14 protein-coding genes are annotated in these 12,805 nt (G+C 60.2%); 4 read left to right on the top strand and 10 right to left on the bottom strand.

Annotation, left to right across the window (positions count from 1 at the left end; translation table 11 throughout):
• Positions 1 to 60: 60 nt before the first annotated feature.
• From ACQKKX_RS17830 to ACQKKX_RS17800, 7 genes are all read right to left on the bottom strand, one after another.
• Entirely contained in the window at positions 61 to 999 is a 939-nt protein-coding gene (locus ACQKKX_RS17830; protein WP_427572538.1) for a lipid A biosynthesis lauroyl acyltransferase, read from the bottom strand.
• A gap of 4 nt (positions 1,000 to 1,003) precedes the next feature.
• Complete coding sequence (locus ACQKKX_RS17825) at positions 1,004 to 2,032, bottom strand: zinc-binding dehydrogenase (protein WP_427572536.1); 1,029 nt, start codon at positions 2,030 to 2,032, stop codon at positions 1,004 to 1,006.
• A 179-nt stretch (positions 2,033 to 2,211) separates the two neighbouring features.
• On the bottom strand, positions 2,212 to 3,498 hold the full coding sequence (locus ACQKKX_RS17820) for a beta-ketoacyl-ACP synthase (RefSeq protein ID WP_427572534.1): 1,287 nt from the start codon (positions 3,496 to 3,498) through the stop codon (positions 2,212 to 2,214).
• A gap of 11 nt (positions 3,499 to 3,509) precedes the next feature.
• Positions 3,510 to 4,706 carry a beta-ketoacyl-ACP synthase gene (locus ACQKKX_RS17815; RefSeq protein WP_427572532.1) on the bottom strand — a complete coding sequence of 399 codons (1,197 nt, stop codon included), beginning with the start codon at positions 4,704 to 4,706 and terminating at the stop codon, positions 3,510 to 3,512.
• A 31-nt stretch (positions 4,707 to 4,737) separates the two neighbouring features.
• Positions 4,738 to 5,211 (bottom strand): 3-hydroxyacyl-ACP dehydratase FabZ family protein, encoded by a 474-nt coding sequence (locus tag ACQKKX_RS17810; protein ID WP_427572531.1) that lies wholly within the window; start codon positions 5,209 to 5,211, stop codon positions 4,738 to 4,740.
• A 22-nt stretch (positions 5,212 to 5,233) separates the two neighbouring features.
• Positions 5,234 to 5,518, bottom strand: a complete 285-nt coding sequence (locus ACQKKX_RS17805; RefSeq protein WP_112730324.1) for an acyl carrier protein — start codon at positions 5,516 to 5,518, stop codon at positions 5,234 to 5,236.
• A gap of 141 nt (positions 5,519 to 5,659) precedes the next feature.
• Entirely contained in the window at positions 5,660 to 6,619 is a 960-nt protein-coding gene (locus ACQKKX_RS17800; protein WP_427572530.1) for a nucleoside hydrolase, read from the bottom strand.
• Positions 6,620 to 6,765: 146 nt separating this feature from the next.
• Here ACQKKX_RS17800 and ACQKKX_RS17795 point away from each other — a divergent pair, with 146 nt between their 5' ends.
• Entirely contained in the window at positions 6,766 to 7,584 is an 819-nt protein-coding gene (locus tag ACQKKX_RS17795) for a TSUP family transporter (protein ID WP_427572528.1), read from the top strand.
• Here ACQKKX_RS17795 and cobU read toward each other — a convergent pair whose 3' ends face one another.
• Positions 7,585 to 8,112, bottom strand: coding sequence for a bifunctional adenosylcobinamide kinase/adenosylcobinamide-phosphate guanylyltransferase (gene cobU / locus ACQKKX_RS17790; protein WP_427572526.1), 528 nt, complete (start codon positions 8,110 to 8,112; stop codon positions 7,585 to 7,587).
• 574 nt (positions 8,113 to 8,686) lie between these two features.
• Here cobU and ACQKKX_RS17785 point away from each other — a divergent pair.
• Both ACQKKX_RS17785 and ACQKKX_RS17780 read left to right on the top strand, forming a co-directional pair.
• A complete protein-coding gene (locus ACQKKX_RS17785; RefSeq protein WP_427572524.1) occupies positions 8,687 to 9,682 on the top strand; it encodes a glycine betaine ABC transporter substrate-binding protein in 996 nt (331 codons plus the stop codon).
• 194 nt (positions 9,683 to 9,876) lie between these two features.
• Positions 9,877 to 10,227, top strand: coding sequence for a hypothetical protein (locus ACQKKX_RS17780; RefSeq protein WP_427572522.1), 351 nt, complete (start codon positions 9,877 to 9,879; stop codon positions 10,225 to 10,227).
• A 92-nt stretch (positions 10,228 to 10,319) separates the two neighbouring features.
• On the opposite strand, the gene ACQKKX_RS17775 is transcribed toward ACQKKX_RS17780, so the two are convergent.
• Positions 10,320 to 10,481 (bottom strand): entericidin, encoded by a 162-nt coding sequence (locus ACQKKX_RS17775; RefSeq protein WP_427572521.1) that lies wholly within the window; start codon positions 10,479 to 10,481, stop codon positions 10,320 to 10,322.
• Positions 10,482 to 10,640: 159 nt separating this feature from the next.
• Here ACQKKX_RS17775 and ACQKKX_RS17770 point away from each other — a divergent pair, with 159 nt between their 5' ends.
• Positions 10,641 to 11,420, top strand: coding sequence for a formyl transferase (locus tag ACQKKX_RS17770; protein ID WP_427572519.1), 780 nt, complete (start codon positions 10,641 to 10,643; stop codon positions 11,418 to 11,420).
• A gap of 12 nt (positions 11,421 to 11,432) precedes the next feature.
• Here the strand turns inward: ACQKKX_RS17770 and ACQKKX_RS17765 are convergent, their stop codons facing one another.
• Positions 11,433 to 12,371: a LysR family transcriptional regulator gene (locus ACQKKX_RS17765; RefSeq protein ID WP_427572517.1), complete on the bottom strand. Its 939-nt coding sequence runs from the start codon at positions 12,369 to 12,371 to the stop codon at positions 11,433 to 11,435.
• Positions 12,372 to 12,805: the final 434 nt, after the last annotated feature.

Raw genomic sequence — 12,805 nt, 5'->3', positions numbered from 1 at the left:
CCTCTTGCGCACTATGCTGCGCAAAGCAAAAACCTCGCAGCCGAGGTGCGAAATGGCAGTCTATTTGCGGCGCAAGCCCTTCTTTATGTTCCAGCGGTCGTGATACCACAGCCACTGTTCCGGATGCTCTCGCACCCAGCTTTCGACCTTGTCGTTGAGCATCTGTGCCGTGGCCTGCACGTCGACATTGCCGTTGACATCGCGCGGCACGTCGATGCGCGGTTCTATCTCCAGCCGGTATCGATTGCCGGGCAGCCGGATGCAGCGCGCCGGATAGACTTCCGCATCGAACTGCCGCACGAGCTTGGCCAGAAGCGGATTGGTCTGGACCGGCTGGCCGAAGAAGGACGTATGCAGACCCTTCCGGAATTTCTGATCCACCAGAACACCGACGCCGCCCCCCGCCTCCAGCTGGCGGGCGAGAGCAAAAGATGACCCGGCATGCGACGGCACGAGCTTACCCATGCGCGCCGAGCGGAACGAGAACACCTTTTCGGCGATGTAGGGGTTGTTCGGCGGACGAAAGAGCACCGTGACGGCCAGACCGAAGGCCGACCCCGCCACCGGCAGAAGTTCGAAATTGCCGGTATGGGCGGTAAACACGATGAAGGGCTTCGGATTGTCCCGAAGCTCAAGGAAAAGCGGAATGCCCGATACTTCGATACGACCGGGCTCCGCGCGTTCGGGATCGAAATCGAACAGCCGGTCGAGAAACACATATTCGGCCGCAAGCCGACCCATATGGCCCCAACTCCTGACCGCAATGTCCTGCAGCTCGGCCTTGTCCTTTTCAGGATAGGCGTTGCGCAGATTGGTCATCATCAGCCTGTGGCGAAAGGTGCGCGGTCCGATCTTGCGCACCAGCCAGTCGGCAAAATTGATCGCCGGATCGGCCGGGAAGATTTTCAGCAGGTTGAGAAAGCCGAAGGCGACCTGCGCCACCAGCCACTGCCGAAAATGCATGACCGCCAGAACGATCCGGGTAATGACCATCTTCACGGGATCAGTCCATCCGCAGAATGATCTTGCCGAACACCTGACGGCTTTCCATCCGCTCCAGCGCCTTGTCGATCGTATCGAACGTGACTTCGGTATCGATCACCGGATGCACGATGCCGCGCGCCATTTTCTGCATGGAATCGGCCATGTTTTCCATACGGCAACCAAACGAGCCGAGCAGTTTCAGCTGCTGCTGGAACAGCATCATCAGGTTGACTTCGGTCGAAACACCGGAGGTCGAACCGCAGGTAACCAGACGACCGCCGCGCTTCAAGCAGAACATCGAGGCGGCAAACGTGTCCTTGCCGACATGTTCGAACACGACATCGACGCCCTTTTTCTTGGTCAGCTTTCGCACGACGCCTTCAAAACGGTCCTTGCGGTAATTGATGACGTGATCGGCGCCGAGCGCCTTGGCGCCTTCGATCTTGTCGTCCGAGCCAACGGTGGTGATGACCGTGCAGCCGATCTTCTTGGCAAGCTGGATTGCCGCAGAGCCGATGCCGGAACCGCCGGCGTGGATCAGAATGGTTTCGCCCGACTGAAGTTTGGCATTGTCGAACAGCATGTGCTCGACGGTACCGAAGGTCACCGGAGCGAGGGCTGCGGCAACTGCGTCGATCCCCGGAGGAGCAGGGACGAGCTGGCGGGCCGGAATGTTCATCTTCTCCTGGGCAAATCCATCGAGATGGAAACCGTGCACGCCGCCGACATGTTCGCAGAGATTGTCGCGTCTTTCGGTGCAGTTCTTGCAGCGACCGCAGATGCGCGCACCATAGATCGAGACCAGATCGCCGGGCAGAACATTCGACACGCCGGGACCGATCGCCTCAACCACGCCCGATGCCTCAGCACCGATGGTTAGCGGCATCTTGCGCTTGGCAAACGCCATGCCGCGCCAGCCCCAGACGTCGATATGGTTCAGAGCAACCGCCTTCACGCGCAGCGTCACCTCACCCGGACCCGGCGCTTCCGGCTCAGGAATATCCACGGCTTCAAGCTTGCGGTCGTCGATGAGTTGCAGAGCGCGCATAATGTTTCGTTTCCTTCCGGATCGTGAGGCAAGCACTACGTTTAAATATGCGTCATGCTCGAGCCTGTCTCGAGCATCTGCCAACACTCAATGTATATATCGACGTCAGAAGATCCTCGGGACACCTTCGGGTTTAACCCGAAGGCGAGGATGACGTCTGTCTGTTTGGGAAGCAGGCCTTAGACCGGTTCAGCCGTCAAGACAAGGCTGGCGTTCTGGCCGCCAAAGCCGAAGGAGTTCGAGATGACTGCGGAAACCTGCGCATCGCGCTTGACGTTCGGCACCACATCCAGCGCGATCGTCGGATCGGGATTGGTGTAGTTGATCGTCGGCGGCAGCGTGCCGGTCAGCATGGTCTGCAGCGAGAACACCGCCTCGACAGCGCCGGCCGCCGTCAACGTATGGCCAATCATCGACTTGTTGGACGACAGCGGAATTTCCTTCAGACGATCCCCGAAGACGGCGAGCATAGACCCGTATTCCATCTTGTCGTTTTCCGGCGTGGAGGTACCGTGAGCGTTGACGTAGCCGATATCGGCTGCGGTCATGCCGGCATCCTCAAGCGCTGCGCGGATGGTGGCGATCGCCGGGCCGCCATCCGGCGACGAACGGGTGCGGTGAAAGCTGTCGGCCTTTTCGCCGAGGCCCTTTACCACCCCAAGCACCTTGGCACCGCGGGCAATGGCGGACTCCAACGATTCCAGAACCAGCGTTGCCGCACCTTCGGCAATGACGAAACCGTCGCGATCCTTCGAGAATGGCTTTGAAGCCTTTTCCGGCGGATCGTTCTGAGTTGAGAGCGCAGACAGAAGCGAGAAACGGATCAGGGCCTCGGCGCTGACGGAACCATCCGTAGCCGCCACCAGGGCCTTGTCGGTGCGACCCTGACGGATTGCCTCGACGCCAAGCTGGATCGCGGTTGCGCCGGAAGCACAGGCGGTCGACAACGTCACCGGCAGGCCGCGTGTCCCAAAACGGTAGGCCAGGCGCTCGGAGATCGAGCCGAACTGAACGGCTTCAAGGAAGGCCGGATCGGGACGTTCACGCATAGCCGTGAGGAAACGGTCATAGGCATCGGCTTCGCGTTCCGCCGGCGGCGCACGGTCGGCGAGTGCGAAACGATCGACCCATTCCGGCTCGACCGGCGGAGCGGCAAGAAACAGCGGCCCATCGAAATCGCCAGACAGACCGGCCTGTGCCAGTGCCTCGATGGTGGTTTCGCGGGCAAACGCATAGGAACGTTCGACCGAATTCGGCGCCGGGATATCGATGAAATCGACAGTGCCGCAGATGCGGGTCGAAAGCCCTTCGGTCGGGAAGCGGGTGATCTTGTGGATGCCCGACGTGCCGGAGGTCAAGGCAGCCCAATTATCCTGAAGACCCTGGCCGAGCGACGTAATGACGCCCATGCCTGTGACCGCAACGATCGGGCGGCCGAGATGATCCTTGAAGCGATTGTCGCTCATCACTTATCTCCTCACGCGTCCACCGACAGGGCGGCAAGCCCCTCGCCGCGCGTATAACCGACTGTCGTCACCACCGCCCGCTTCGCCGGCTTTGCCATTGGCTGTTCATTGTTGGCATCAAAGGCAGGAACGCTGGCTGCGCCATCAAGTGCGAGGGCTGCTAGCGCCAGTCCAAGCGGGAACTGTGCTTCCATGCCATGGCCAGTGATGCCAGCGTAACCGCGGATGGCCGCACCCGGCAGGGCCTCACCCAGAACAGTCTTCTCACGTGCCGAGAGCTCGACAACACCGCTGGCACCGGAGAATACGACGGTATCTTCGGGGGAACCGGCAAGACCAGCCATGCGCGACAGCCGCTTCTCCAGCTTGCCTTCGTCGCGATTGCCGCGGTCACCTTCGATACCGTCGATCACGGCGTAGATATGCGCCCCGCGCCTGGTCGCATGGGCACGCGATTCCAGCACCAGGAAGGCACCGACAGAGCCCATCATCATGCCGCCGCCATGGTCCGGTGAACGCGACCACAGTGGCTGCCATTCACCCGTGGCATGGGCACGAATGCCCTCGACGAGAAGCAGAATGTCTGCACGTTCGGCAACAAAAGCGCCGCCAGCGAGAGTATGCGTCGACTGGCCGGACTTGATGCGATGGAAAGCCGTCTCGATGGCCGAGATGCCGGCAGCTTCTTCGCCCATGAAGGTGCGCGAGGAGCCGGTGACCTTATGGACGATGGAAATATTGCCCGCGAGCAGATTGGAGAGCTGGGCCAGAAACAGCGTCGGACGCAGTTCGGTCGTCAGCTTTTCGTTGAGCAGCGCTTCGCGGTCGTTGCGCTTCAGGCCCTCATCGACGATCAACGTGTCGACCTTGATGTCGCGCTCACCGCCACCGGCCGCCACGATCATGTCCATCGAAGCACAAAGCTCTGCGTTTTCCTTGAGGCCCGCATCGTCGAGCGCGAGGCCGGCGGAAAACACACCGAGCCGCTGCCAGTTTTCCATCTGGCGCTGGTCGCGTTTCGTGATCTGGGTCGACCAGTCTATGTCCGGCAAGGGATGCACCGGATAAGGTGCAAAACGCTCTGTTTCGACGCGCGGTGCGATAGCTTCGGCGCCCGACATGACCGCAACATGCGGCTCCTTGCCCACGCCCAGGCAGCTTACGATACCGATACCGGTGATCACGACATCATTGTCAGACTTCATCATGTCCTCTTCCTCACCGGCACACCGGCAGGCTTCAAGCGTTCGCGGCAATTGCATCCATCAGGCCAACTTCCTCGGCCCGTTTGCGGACGATCGGCGCGAGCGGAATTTCGCTGAAGGGCATGGTGCGCAGCTTCAATTGCGCATCGCAGACCTTCTTGCCGTTGCTGGTAATCTTCGCCTTGGTCACGGCATAACCCGATCCCTCGTGCTCCAGAAACGCCTCGATATCGAGGACGGCATCCGGCTCGACGAAGGTGCGCAGCTTGGCGCCATCGACGGACATCAGGAACGGCATGGCGGCAAAATCCGTCGCGGCCAGAACCAGCATGCCGGATGCCTGCGCCATGGTCTCGATCAAAAGCACGCCCGGCACCAGAGGCATGCCGGGAAAATGGCCCTCGAACACGGGGCTGTTCGACGGCACGACCGAGCGGGCCGTCAGCGTGTTTGCTCCAAGATCGACCGTCTCGATGCGGTCGATCATCTGGAAATATTCAAGAAGCATCAAGGCTCAACAGCCGGGCAAATCAGCCCTTGGCTGCCCTCAGCTCGTCGATCTTGGCGCAGAGGTTCTTCAGAACGAAGTATTCTTCGGTCGAAACCTTGCCTTCGTTAACTTCCTGCGTCCACTGCTCGAGCGGGATCTTGATGCCGAATTCCTTGTCGATCGCAAAGACGATGTCGAGGAAATCGAGGCTATCGATTCCAAGGTCGTCGATCGTGTGGCTTTCCGGCGTAATCGTCGCGCGATCGATTTCGCTGGTTTCAGCAATGATGTCGGCAACTTTGTCGAATGTAGCGGTCACGCCCATGTCCTCATAGAGAATATTGTAATCAGCTTCCCACATAGGGAAATCATTTTGGAATGCCAATGGCAAGCATTGCCGCCATTGGCATTTGCACCGCACCTGTTGCCGAAACAACAGGTGCGGTGTCCAGTCCGGCACCGTCTATCAGGCGGCTTTGCCTTCCACAAGCACCGAGCGGATGAGACCAAGCACCGCATCCGCATCGATGCCGATGCAGGCGGACTGGCTCGGATGGCCGTCCCACTCGCCCGGCGGAAACGTTTTGACGTCCGGCTTCTGGATCGTCATGCCGTCGGCGATGCCGCCGCAGACGACCCGCATCGCACCACTGCGGGTTTTGAACAGGTCCGGGCGCACCACGTAGACACAGGCGCAGCTATCGTGAATGACCATGCCATCGCCGACACGGTGATTGTAGAAGTCGATATAAAACTGCGACAGATCGTTCAAAAGCGTCACATGCGCGCCGCCGGCCTTCGCAAGCTTGGCCAGATCGCTGCGCATCATCACAGTCTGCATGGTCACGTCGAGCCCGACGACTGTGACACGCCACGGCGCGGTCAGCACAAGATCGGCCGCTTCCGGATCGCCGTGAATATTGGCTTCGGCCGTCGGCGTCACATTGCCCGGCACGTCGAAGGCACCGCCCATGATGACCACGTCCTTGACCAGCGTCGCGATTTCGGGATCGGCTTTAAGCGCCAGCGCCAGGTTCGTCATGCGGCCGACGGCAACAAGCGTGATCTCGCCTGGATTGGCCCGCACGGTATCGATGATGAATTGATGGGCGGCACGCGGGTCGGCCTTTCGGCTTATCGTCTCGGGAATGGAGATATTGCCCAGCCCGTTATCGCCGTGAATGAAGGTCGGCCAGGGACCGTTGCGGCGCCCGGCATCGAATTTCTCGCCAAAACCCTGTGCGATCGGCGCCTCGATGCTCCAGGCTTGCGCCAGAAACAGGGCGTTGCGGGTGGTGATGTCGATCGGCGCATTGCCGACCGTGGTCGTGATGCCGACCAGATCGATCTCGGGATGGCGATGCAGGAAAAGCAGCGCCATCGCGTCGTCAACGCCCGGATCGGTATCGAAGATGACCTTGTGCATGAGAGGCATTCCATTTCCAAAAGGTGGGGCACCATAGCGCCGGATCGGGGATGTGCAATCCCGTCACACCGTCGCCATGAATTGATCCACCGTACCGTGCACAGGAATGTCACCATTGCACGCGTCCGGTTTCGATGCAAAAAGGCATGCGCACCTCATTACCCGCTCGCAAAGACAAAGCCTTGGATATCGCCTTAAACCTTCTCGTGCTCCTGTTTTTCGTGGCGGTCGTTGCCGGCTTTGTCGATTCCATTGCGGGCGGCGGCGGTCTCATCACCATCCCGTCGATGCTGATTGCCGGAATTCCGCCGCTTGATGCGCTCGGTACCAACAAGCTGCAAGGCATGTTCGGCGCGACGTCTGCAACGATTTCCTACGCCCGCCGTGGCCATGTTCAGCTGAAGGCGCAATTGCCTATGGCTTTGACGGCGCTGATCGGTGGTGCCGTCGGCGCATTGGTCGCCTCTGTTCTGCCCACCAAAATCCTGGGCTCGGCCATCCCATTCCTGCTGGTCGCCATCGGCCTGTTCTTCGCGCTGAAGCCCAATCTCTCCGATATCGACAGCCATCGCCGCATCACGCCCTTCGTCTTCGGCGCAACATTCATTCCGCTGATCGGCCTCTATGACGGCGTGTTCGGCCCTGGAGCCGGCTCGTTCTACATGCTGGGTTTCGTGCTGCTGGCTGGCTTCGGCATGCTCAAAGCAACCGCTCATACGAAACTGATCAATCTCGGCTCGAATATCGGCGGCTTCCTGATGTTTCTGGCTACCGGTTCGATCCTGTGGAAAGTCGGGATCGTGATGGGCGTCGGCCAGTTCATCGGCGCGCAGATCGGGTCCAGTCTCGCCATGCGTATCGGCGCGAAAATCATCAAGCCGCTGCTGGTGATTTCGTGCTTTGCCATGGCGACCAAGCTTCTCGCCGACCCTGCTCATCCTTTGCGGATTTGGCTGGGCTGGTAATCAGCCCTTCATCTTCAGCGGCAAACCGGCGGCGATGAAATAGACTTCGCTTGTCGCGGCCGCGACCTGCTGATGCAGCCGTCCGGCGTGATCGCGAAACGCTCGCGCCATCCGGTTCTCCGGCACGATGCCCAGACCGACCTCGTTGGAGACGATGATCAACCGGGCCTGCGCTTCTGCCACATGCGCGGTCAGCGCCTGCGCCTGCCGCCCAATCGTCGCCTCAGCCTCCATCATCATATTAGTCACCCACAAAGTCAGGCAATCGACAAGGATGACCCGTCCCGGCTGATCGAGATGTTTAAGATGCCCCACCACATCGAGCGGCGTTTCGTGGGTCTGCCAGCCCTTGCCGCGCTGTGTCCGATGCGCGTTGATGCGTTCCCGCATCTCGTCATCATAGGCCCGGCCGGTTGCGACATAATGGCGTTCCAACCCGCTGTCGAGCGCCAGTTTTTCGGCAAAAACCGATTTGCCCGAACGGGCGCCGCCCAGCACGAGGGCAGAACCGCGAGAAGGAACAATCATGTAGAATTCCACGAAAGGAGGCGGAAGATACCGCCGGAACGACGAGACACGAATGCGCGGACGATTCGTAGATAAAGAAGGCGTCCGCCCGGGTTGATCATATCCCTGCTCCGGCGGTCCAGTCATTCGAACCGAAGCAGACCCGTTCGCGACATGCGAACCGTCGGCGAACTTCGGCCGGAAGCCTGTTCCGTCTGTTATGCTGATAACGGGGACCGCGGGATGATTCCATCACTCTCCGCCGATCAGCACCCTCATGCTGCAATCGGCGTGCGCGGATGTCAATCCGCGACGTCGAGACGGTCCGGTACGCAAAACCAAATCCGGACCTGCTGGCGACGTGTCGCGAACGCAGTGATAGCGCCAGAGTCTTACCGGATCGTTAGCCGCTCACAGTTCGGCCGCCTTCTGCGCATTTTAATGCGAGCGATGGTTGGGGGGCCGCGCCGCATCGGGCAAAATCAAGTCCGGGATAATCGGGCCCTATCGGGCCTCACCTCTACCCTTGTGCATGCTGGCTACGGCTGTAATCTAGGAAATGCGGAGCATGCCTCAGGACGGAAGGTCCACACCGATGAAATCGATTCTCGCCATCGCAACGGGCGTCGGCCTTTACGCCCTGCCCTCTCTTGCCGAGGCCGAGGAATGCGGCGATGTTGCGATTGCCGAGATGAACTGGGCATCAGCCGGCATCGCGGCGCAGGTCGACAAGATCATTCTCGAGAGTGGCTATGGCTGTTCGGTCCAGATCGTGGCCGGCGACACGATACCGACCTTCAATGCCATGAACGGGCAAGGGCAACCCGATCTCGCCCCTGAATTCTGGATCAATTCGGTGCGCCAGCCGCTCGACCTCGCCGTCCAGGAGGGCCGGCTGATCCAGGGCGCGGAAATCCTGGCCGACGGGGCGGTCGAAGGCTGGTGGATTCCAAAATTCGTGGCCGATGCTCATCCCGACATCAAGACGGTTACCGATGCACTAAAGCATCCTGAACTTTTTCCGTCTCCGGCAAAGGAAAATAGGGCTGCGATCTACAATTGCCCGGCCGCATGGAGTTGCCAGGTTTCGACGGCCAATCTTTACCGGGCCGTTGGTGCCGAGGAAAAGGGTTTCGACCTTATCGCCGCTGACACGGCCGACGATCTCAACGCCTCGATCGCCCGCGCATTCGAGGAAGAGCGGGGATGGCTCGGCTATTACTGGGCACCGACGCCGATCATGGGGAAATATCCAATGGTCAAACTGTCGTTCGGCGTTCCGCATAACCGGCTCGACTGGGAAACGTGTACCGCGGTTGCGGCCTGCCCGAGCCCCAAGGTCAATTCCTATCCGATATCACAGGCCTTTACCGTTGCAACGCAGGGCTTCGCCTCGAAAGCCGGCGTGGCGCTCAATTACGTAAAGGCAAGAAAATGGACCAACGCCACCGTCAACAGCATCCTTGCCTGGCAGGAAGAACATCGCGGCTCGAATGAGGATGCCGCAAGATATTTTTTTCAAAATCACGAGGATGTCTGGAGCAAATGGGTGGAACCAGACGTCGCGGCCAAGATCAGGTCGCATCTTTAGGCATCTGCGACGGCAAGGGCATTTCGCCGGCCAAGATCTGACGCGTTACGATTCACGCCAACACTGAAGAAATGTCGTTACCGGATCGTGTGGTGGTCGCCACGACTTGAAAAGCTTAATGGCCTCAGTCAGAAACGCCCCAGGAATCATCAGGATGGCGTTTGCGCCATACGTCCAAAATTCAGGGGCACGACATGAGCAACATTTCTCCAATCGGCAGTCGCGAGACCATCGCGGACGGGCTGCAGAGTTTGACAGCGGAAAACCAGGCATGGCTCATGCTTCTGATGGAAAGCGCCAGCAATGACGATCTCATGCTGGATGGATTGTCCCTGTTTCTCGACCGCGCCAGCGAAGCGCGCCTCCTCAACACTTTGAAGCTGGAACAATGCGGGGAATGGTTGGGCAATGCTGCACCATCGCGTTTGCAGATCCGCTTGAGTGAAGCGGCGCGTTCCAGCCAGCACCCCGCCTACGGCGCCTTTCGCCAAGGCCTGGCGCGCTCGGGCGGCCTCGATCGCGCCTACCCGAAATCTCCTGTCTGAGCGTTAGCGAGCCAGCGACAGGACAAGCAGTCCCGAAACAGCAAAAGGCGGCTCGGCGAAACGCGCGGGCCGCCTTCATCATATCAGGCAGATTATCGGCGGGCAGCGCGATCAACGTCGCGGCCGGCAGACTGCGTTGCATCGACAGCGTTCGCCGTATCACGACCAACGCCGCGAATGGTGTTGCCGCAGGCGCTCAGGGTCAGCAGAGCTACGAGGGTGGCGCCGAGGACGGTCACTGTTCCGATTTTCATGTGGGAAGCTCCAAGAGATCAATTGGTTGCATATCGCGTCCCGGTAACGCACCATGCGGCAAAAGGTTCAACAAAAAGCCGTATTATTTCAAACTGACGTGATCGTAGCGCCTCGCGCCTGCCAAGCGCACGCAGTCTACGACACCCATGAGAACGCCGATGACCACGCTCGACAATTCGCCCACAGTGGTCGTCATGACGGCGGGCGGCGCCAATGCGCAGGTGATGATCAACGCCCTGGAAAGGCATTGGCCCGATCTCCATGTCATCCAGGAAACAGCTGAAAGCAAGGCTCTGATCATCCGGCGGCGGGCGCGAAGGTCAGGCTGGCTCAATGCCCTCGGCCAGCTCGGCACGATGGCGGCGTCACGTCTGGGCAAGAAGGCCGCAGCCCGGCGATCAGACGAGATATTGCAAACTTACGGACAATCGGCCGCCGTGAAGCCTGCCATTCCGGTTCATCGCGTCGACAGCCTCAACGACGCCGCATGCCACGCCCTGCTGTCGCGGCTCAAACCGCAGGCCATCCTGACGATTTCCTGCCGGCTGCTCTCCCGTTCGACGCTTGCCGCCTGCCCCTGCCCGGTCGTCAATTTTCACGCTGGCATCAATCCTGCCTATCGTGGCCAGATGGGTGGCTACTGGTCCCTTGTCGAGAATGACGCGGCGAACTTTGGAGCGACCGTTCACCTGGTCGACGCGGGAACCGATACGGGCTGCACCCTGTACGAACAGCGTCTGACACCGCAGGCGGGCGATTTCATCGCCACCTACCCGCTGCTCCTGACCGCAGCATCGACAGGCATCACCATCGCAGCAATCGATGATGTTCTGAAGGACCGCGTGAAGGTGCAGCCAATCCCGGGTCGTTCCGTCCTGCGTTTTCCGCCGCCCATCTGGATTTGGGCCTGGAACGGCCTGACCCGAGGCGTATGGTAGGGCCTGACGTACTCAGGCGGCTGCTGCGTCGAGCGTGCCGAAAGCCGCGCGGATCCCCTCCGCGACCGCCTTGGCCGGCGTCGAAAGCTGCGCACTGGTGAGGAGACGGATATCGAAGTTCATCAATTCGGGAAGCCCTTCCTTGGGCCCGAGAATCTGCATGTCCCCGGTGACGTAGGATCGCGGAAACGGCGCAATGGCGAGGTCCGATACCACCGCGGCACGCTGCGCCATCGTGTGGGCGCTGGCATAGGCGACGCGGTAGGGGCGCTTGTGCCTGTCCAGCTGCAACAGCGCATCCTGGCGCCAGACGCAGCCGTCTTCCCAGACGGATACTGGCAGCGGGTCGCGTAGATGGGCATTGCCGCATCTGGCGCCCGCCCAAACCAGTTTTTCGGTATGAATGACCTCACCCCCGGTCGGAAACGGTCGCGACGCACAGTTGATCAAGGTCAGGTCGAGCCGTTGCTCCTCAATGCGCCGACGCAGCAAGAGGCTCTGATCCACGGTCACATCCACCATGATGCCCGGGAAACTTTCACTAAAATCCTTCAGCAATTTCGGAAGCAATCGCTCGGCGATATCGTCGGGCGCGCCGAGCCGCACCACGCCGGCAAGTTCGGGCAGGATGAACCGCGACACCGCCTCGTTGGACAACGCCAGCATGCGACGGGCATAGGATAGCAGGACCTCGCCATGCTGCGTCAGGCTGACGGAGCGCGCGTCGCGGAGAAACAGCGTCGTTTTCAGCTGCTCCTCGAGCTTCTTGATCTGCATCGAAACCGCGGAAGGCGTCCTGAACACAGCCTCCGCCGCCGTCGAGAAATTGCCGGTTTCGGCAATCGCCACAAAGGTCCGCAGGACATCGTTATCCAGAAGTGGCAACGGAGATCGGGGAAGGATCGACATGGGACTAGCCTTCAATTTTTTTGAATTTATAAAGCATATCATTTCGTTTGATTGAACGTCAAGTCAGGCTGATACTGGCTTCGTTCCTTGGTAATCGGGCGCCGTGCAGGCATCACAACGCGCTCGCGCGCGTCCGGGAACTTTCTGCAGTCGAACCATAGGAGGCCATCATGGCCACGTTCGCATCGCATCATTATGGGCGCAGGGCTCACAAGCAGCCGCCCACTGCCGCCGTTTGGAGCTATGCCGTTGAGATGATCGTCAGGCTCCAGGCGTCCTGGCGGCGCCGCCGGACTGCGGTTGTCATCGAGGGACTTCCCTCTGACCTGCGCAAGGATATCGGCTGGCCGGCCGGCGACAGTTCGGCATCAAAACAGCTTTTCTTATGACTATCCGCGCTTCTTGTGAGAAAAAGAAGCGCCGGCTCGGGTAGCCGCCCGGCCGGCGATGGGGGATGGATCGGAGACGTGCAGGCC

Source organism: Neorhizobium sp. NPDC001467, assembly GCF_050275975.1.
Classification (GTDB): Bacteria; Pseudomonadota; Alphaproteobacteria; order Rhizobiales; family Rhizobiaceae; genus Neorhizobium.
The sequence above is the reverse complement of the archived record's forward strand: the minus strand, read 5'-3'. Positions and strand labels throughout refer to the sequence as shown.

Coding starts and splice junctions, on each gene's coding strand:
- ACQKKX_RS17825 (WP_427572536.1), bottom strand. CDS start 2,032: ATGCGCGCTCTGCAACTCATCGACGACCGCAAGCTTGAAGCCGTGGAT.
- ACQKKX_RS17820 (WP_427572534.1), bottom strand. CDS start 3,498: ATGAGCGACAATCGCTTCAAGGATCATCTCGGCCGCCCGATCGTTGCG.
- ACQKKX_RS17815 (WP_427572532.1), bottom strand. CDS start 4,706: ATGATGAAGTCTGACAATGATGTCGTGATCACCGGTATCGGTATCGTA.
- ACQKKX_RS17810 (WP_427572531.1), bottom strand. CDS start 5,211: ATGCTTCTTGAATATTTCCAGATGATCGACCGCATCGAGACGGTCGAT.
- ACQKKX_RS17805 (WP_112730324.1), bottom strand. CDS start 5,518: ATGGGCGTGACCGCTACATTCGACAAAGTTGCCGACATCATTGCTGAA.
- ACQKKX_RS17800 (WP_427572530.1), bottom strand. CDS start 6,619: ATGCACAAGGTCATCTTCGATACCGATCCGGGCGTTGACGACGCGATG.
- ACQKKX_RS17795 (WP_427572528.1), top strand. CDS start 6,766: ATGCGCACCTCATTACCCGCTCGCAAAGACAAAGCCTTGGATATCGCC.
- cobU (WP_427572526.1), bottom strand. CDS start 8,112: ATGATTGTTCCTTCTCGCGGTTCTGCCCTCGTGCTGGGCGGCGCCCGT.
- ACQKKX_RS17785 (WP_427572524.1), top strand. CDS start 8,687: ATGAAATCGATTCTCGCCATCGCAACGGGCGTCGGCCTTTACGCCCTG.
- ACQKKX_RS17780 (WP_427572522.1), top strand. CDS start 9,877: ATGAGCAACATTTCTCCAATCGGCAGTCGCGAGACCATCGCGGACGGG.
- ACQKKX_RS17775 (WP_427572521.1), bottom strand. CDS start 10,481: ATGAAAATCGGAACAGTGACCGTCCTCGGCGCCACCCTCGTAGCTCTG.
- ACQKKX_RS17770 (WP_427572519.1), top strand. CDS start 10,641: ATGACCACGCTCGACAATTCGCCCACAGTGGTCGTCATGACGGCGGGC.
- ACQKKX_RS17765 (WP_427572517.1), bottom strand. CDS start 12,371: ATGATATGCTTTATAAATTCAAAAAAATTGAAGGCTAGTCCCATGTCG.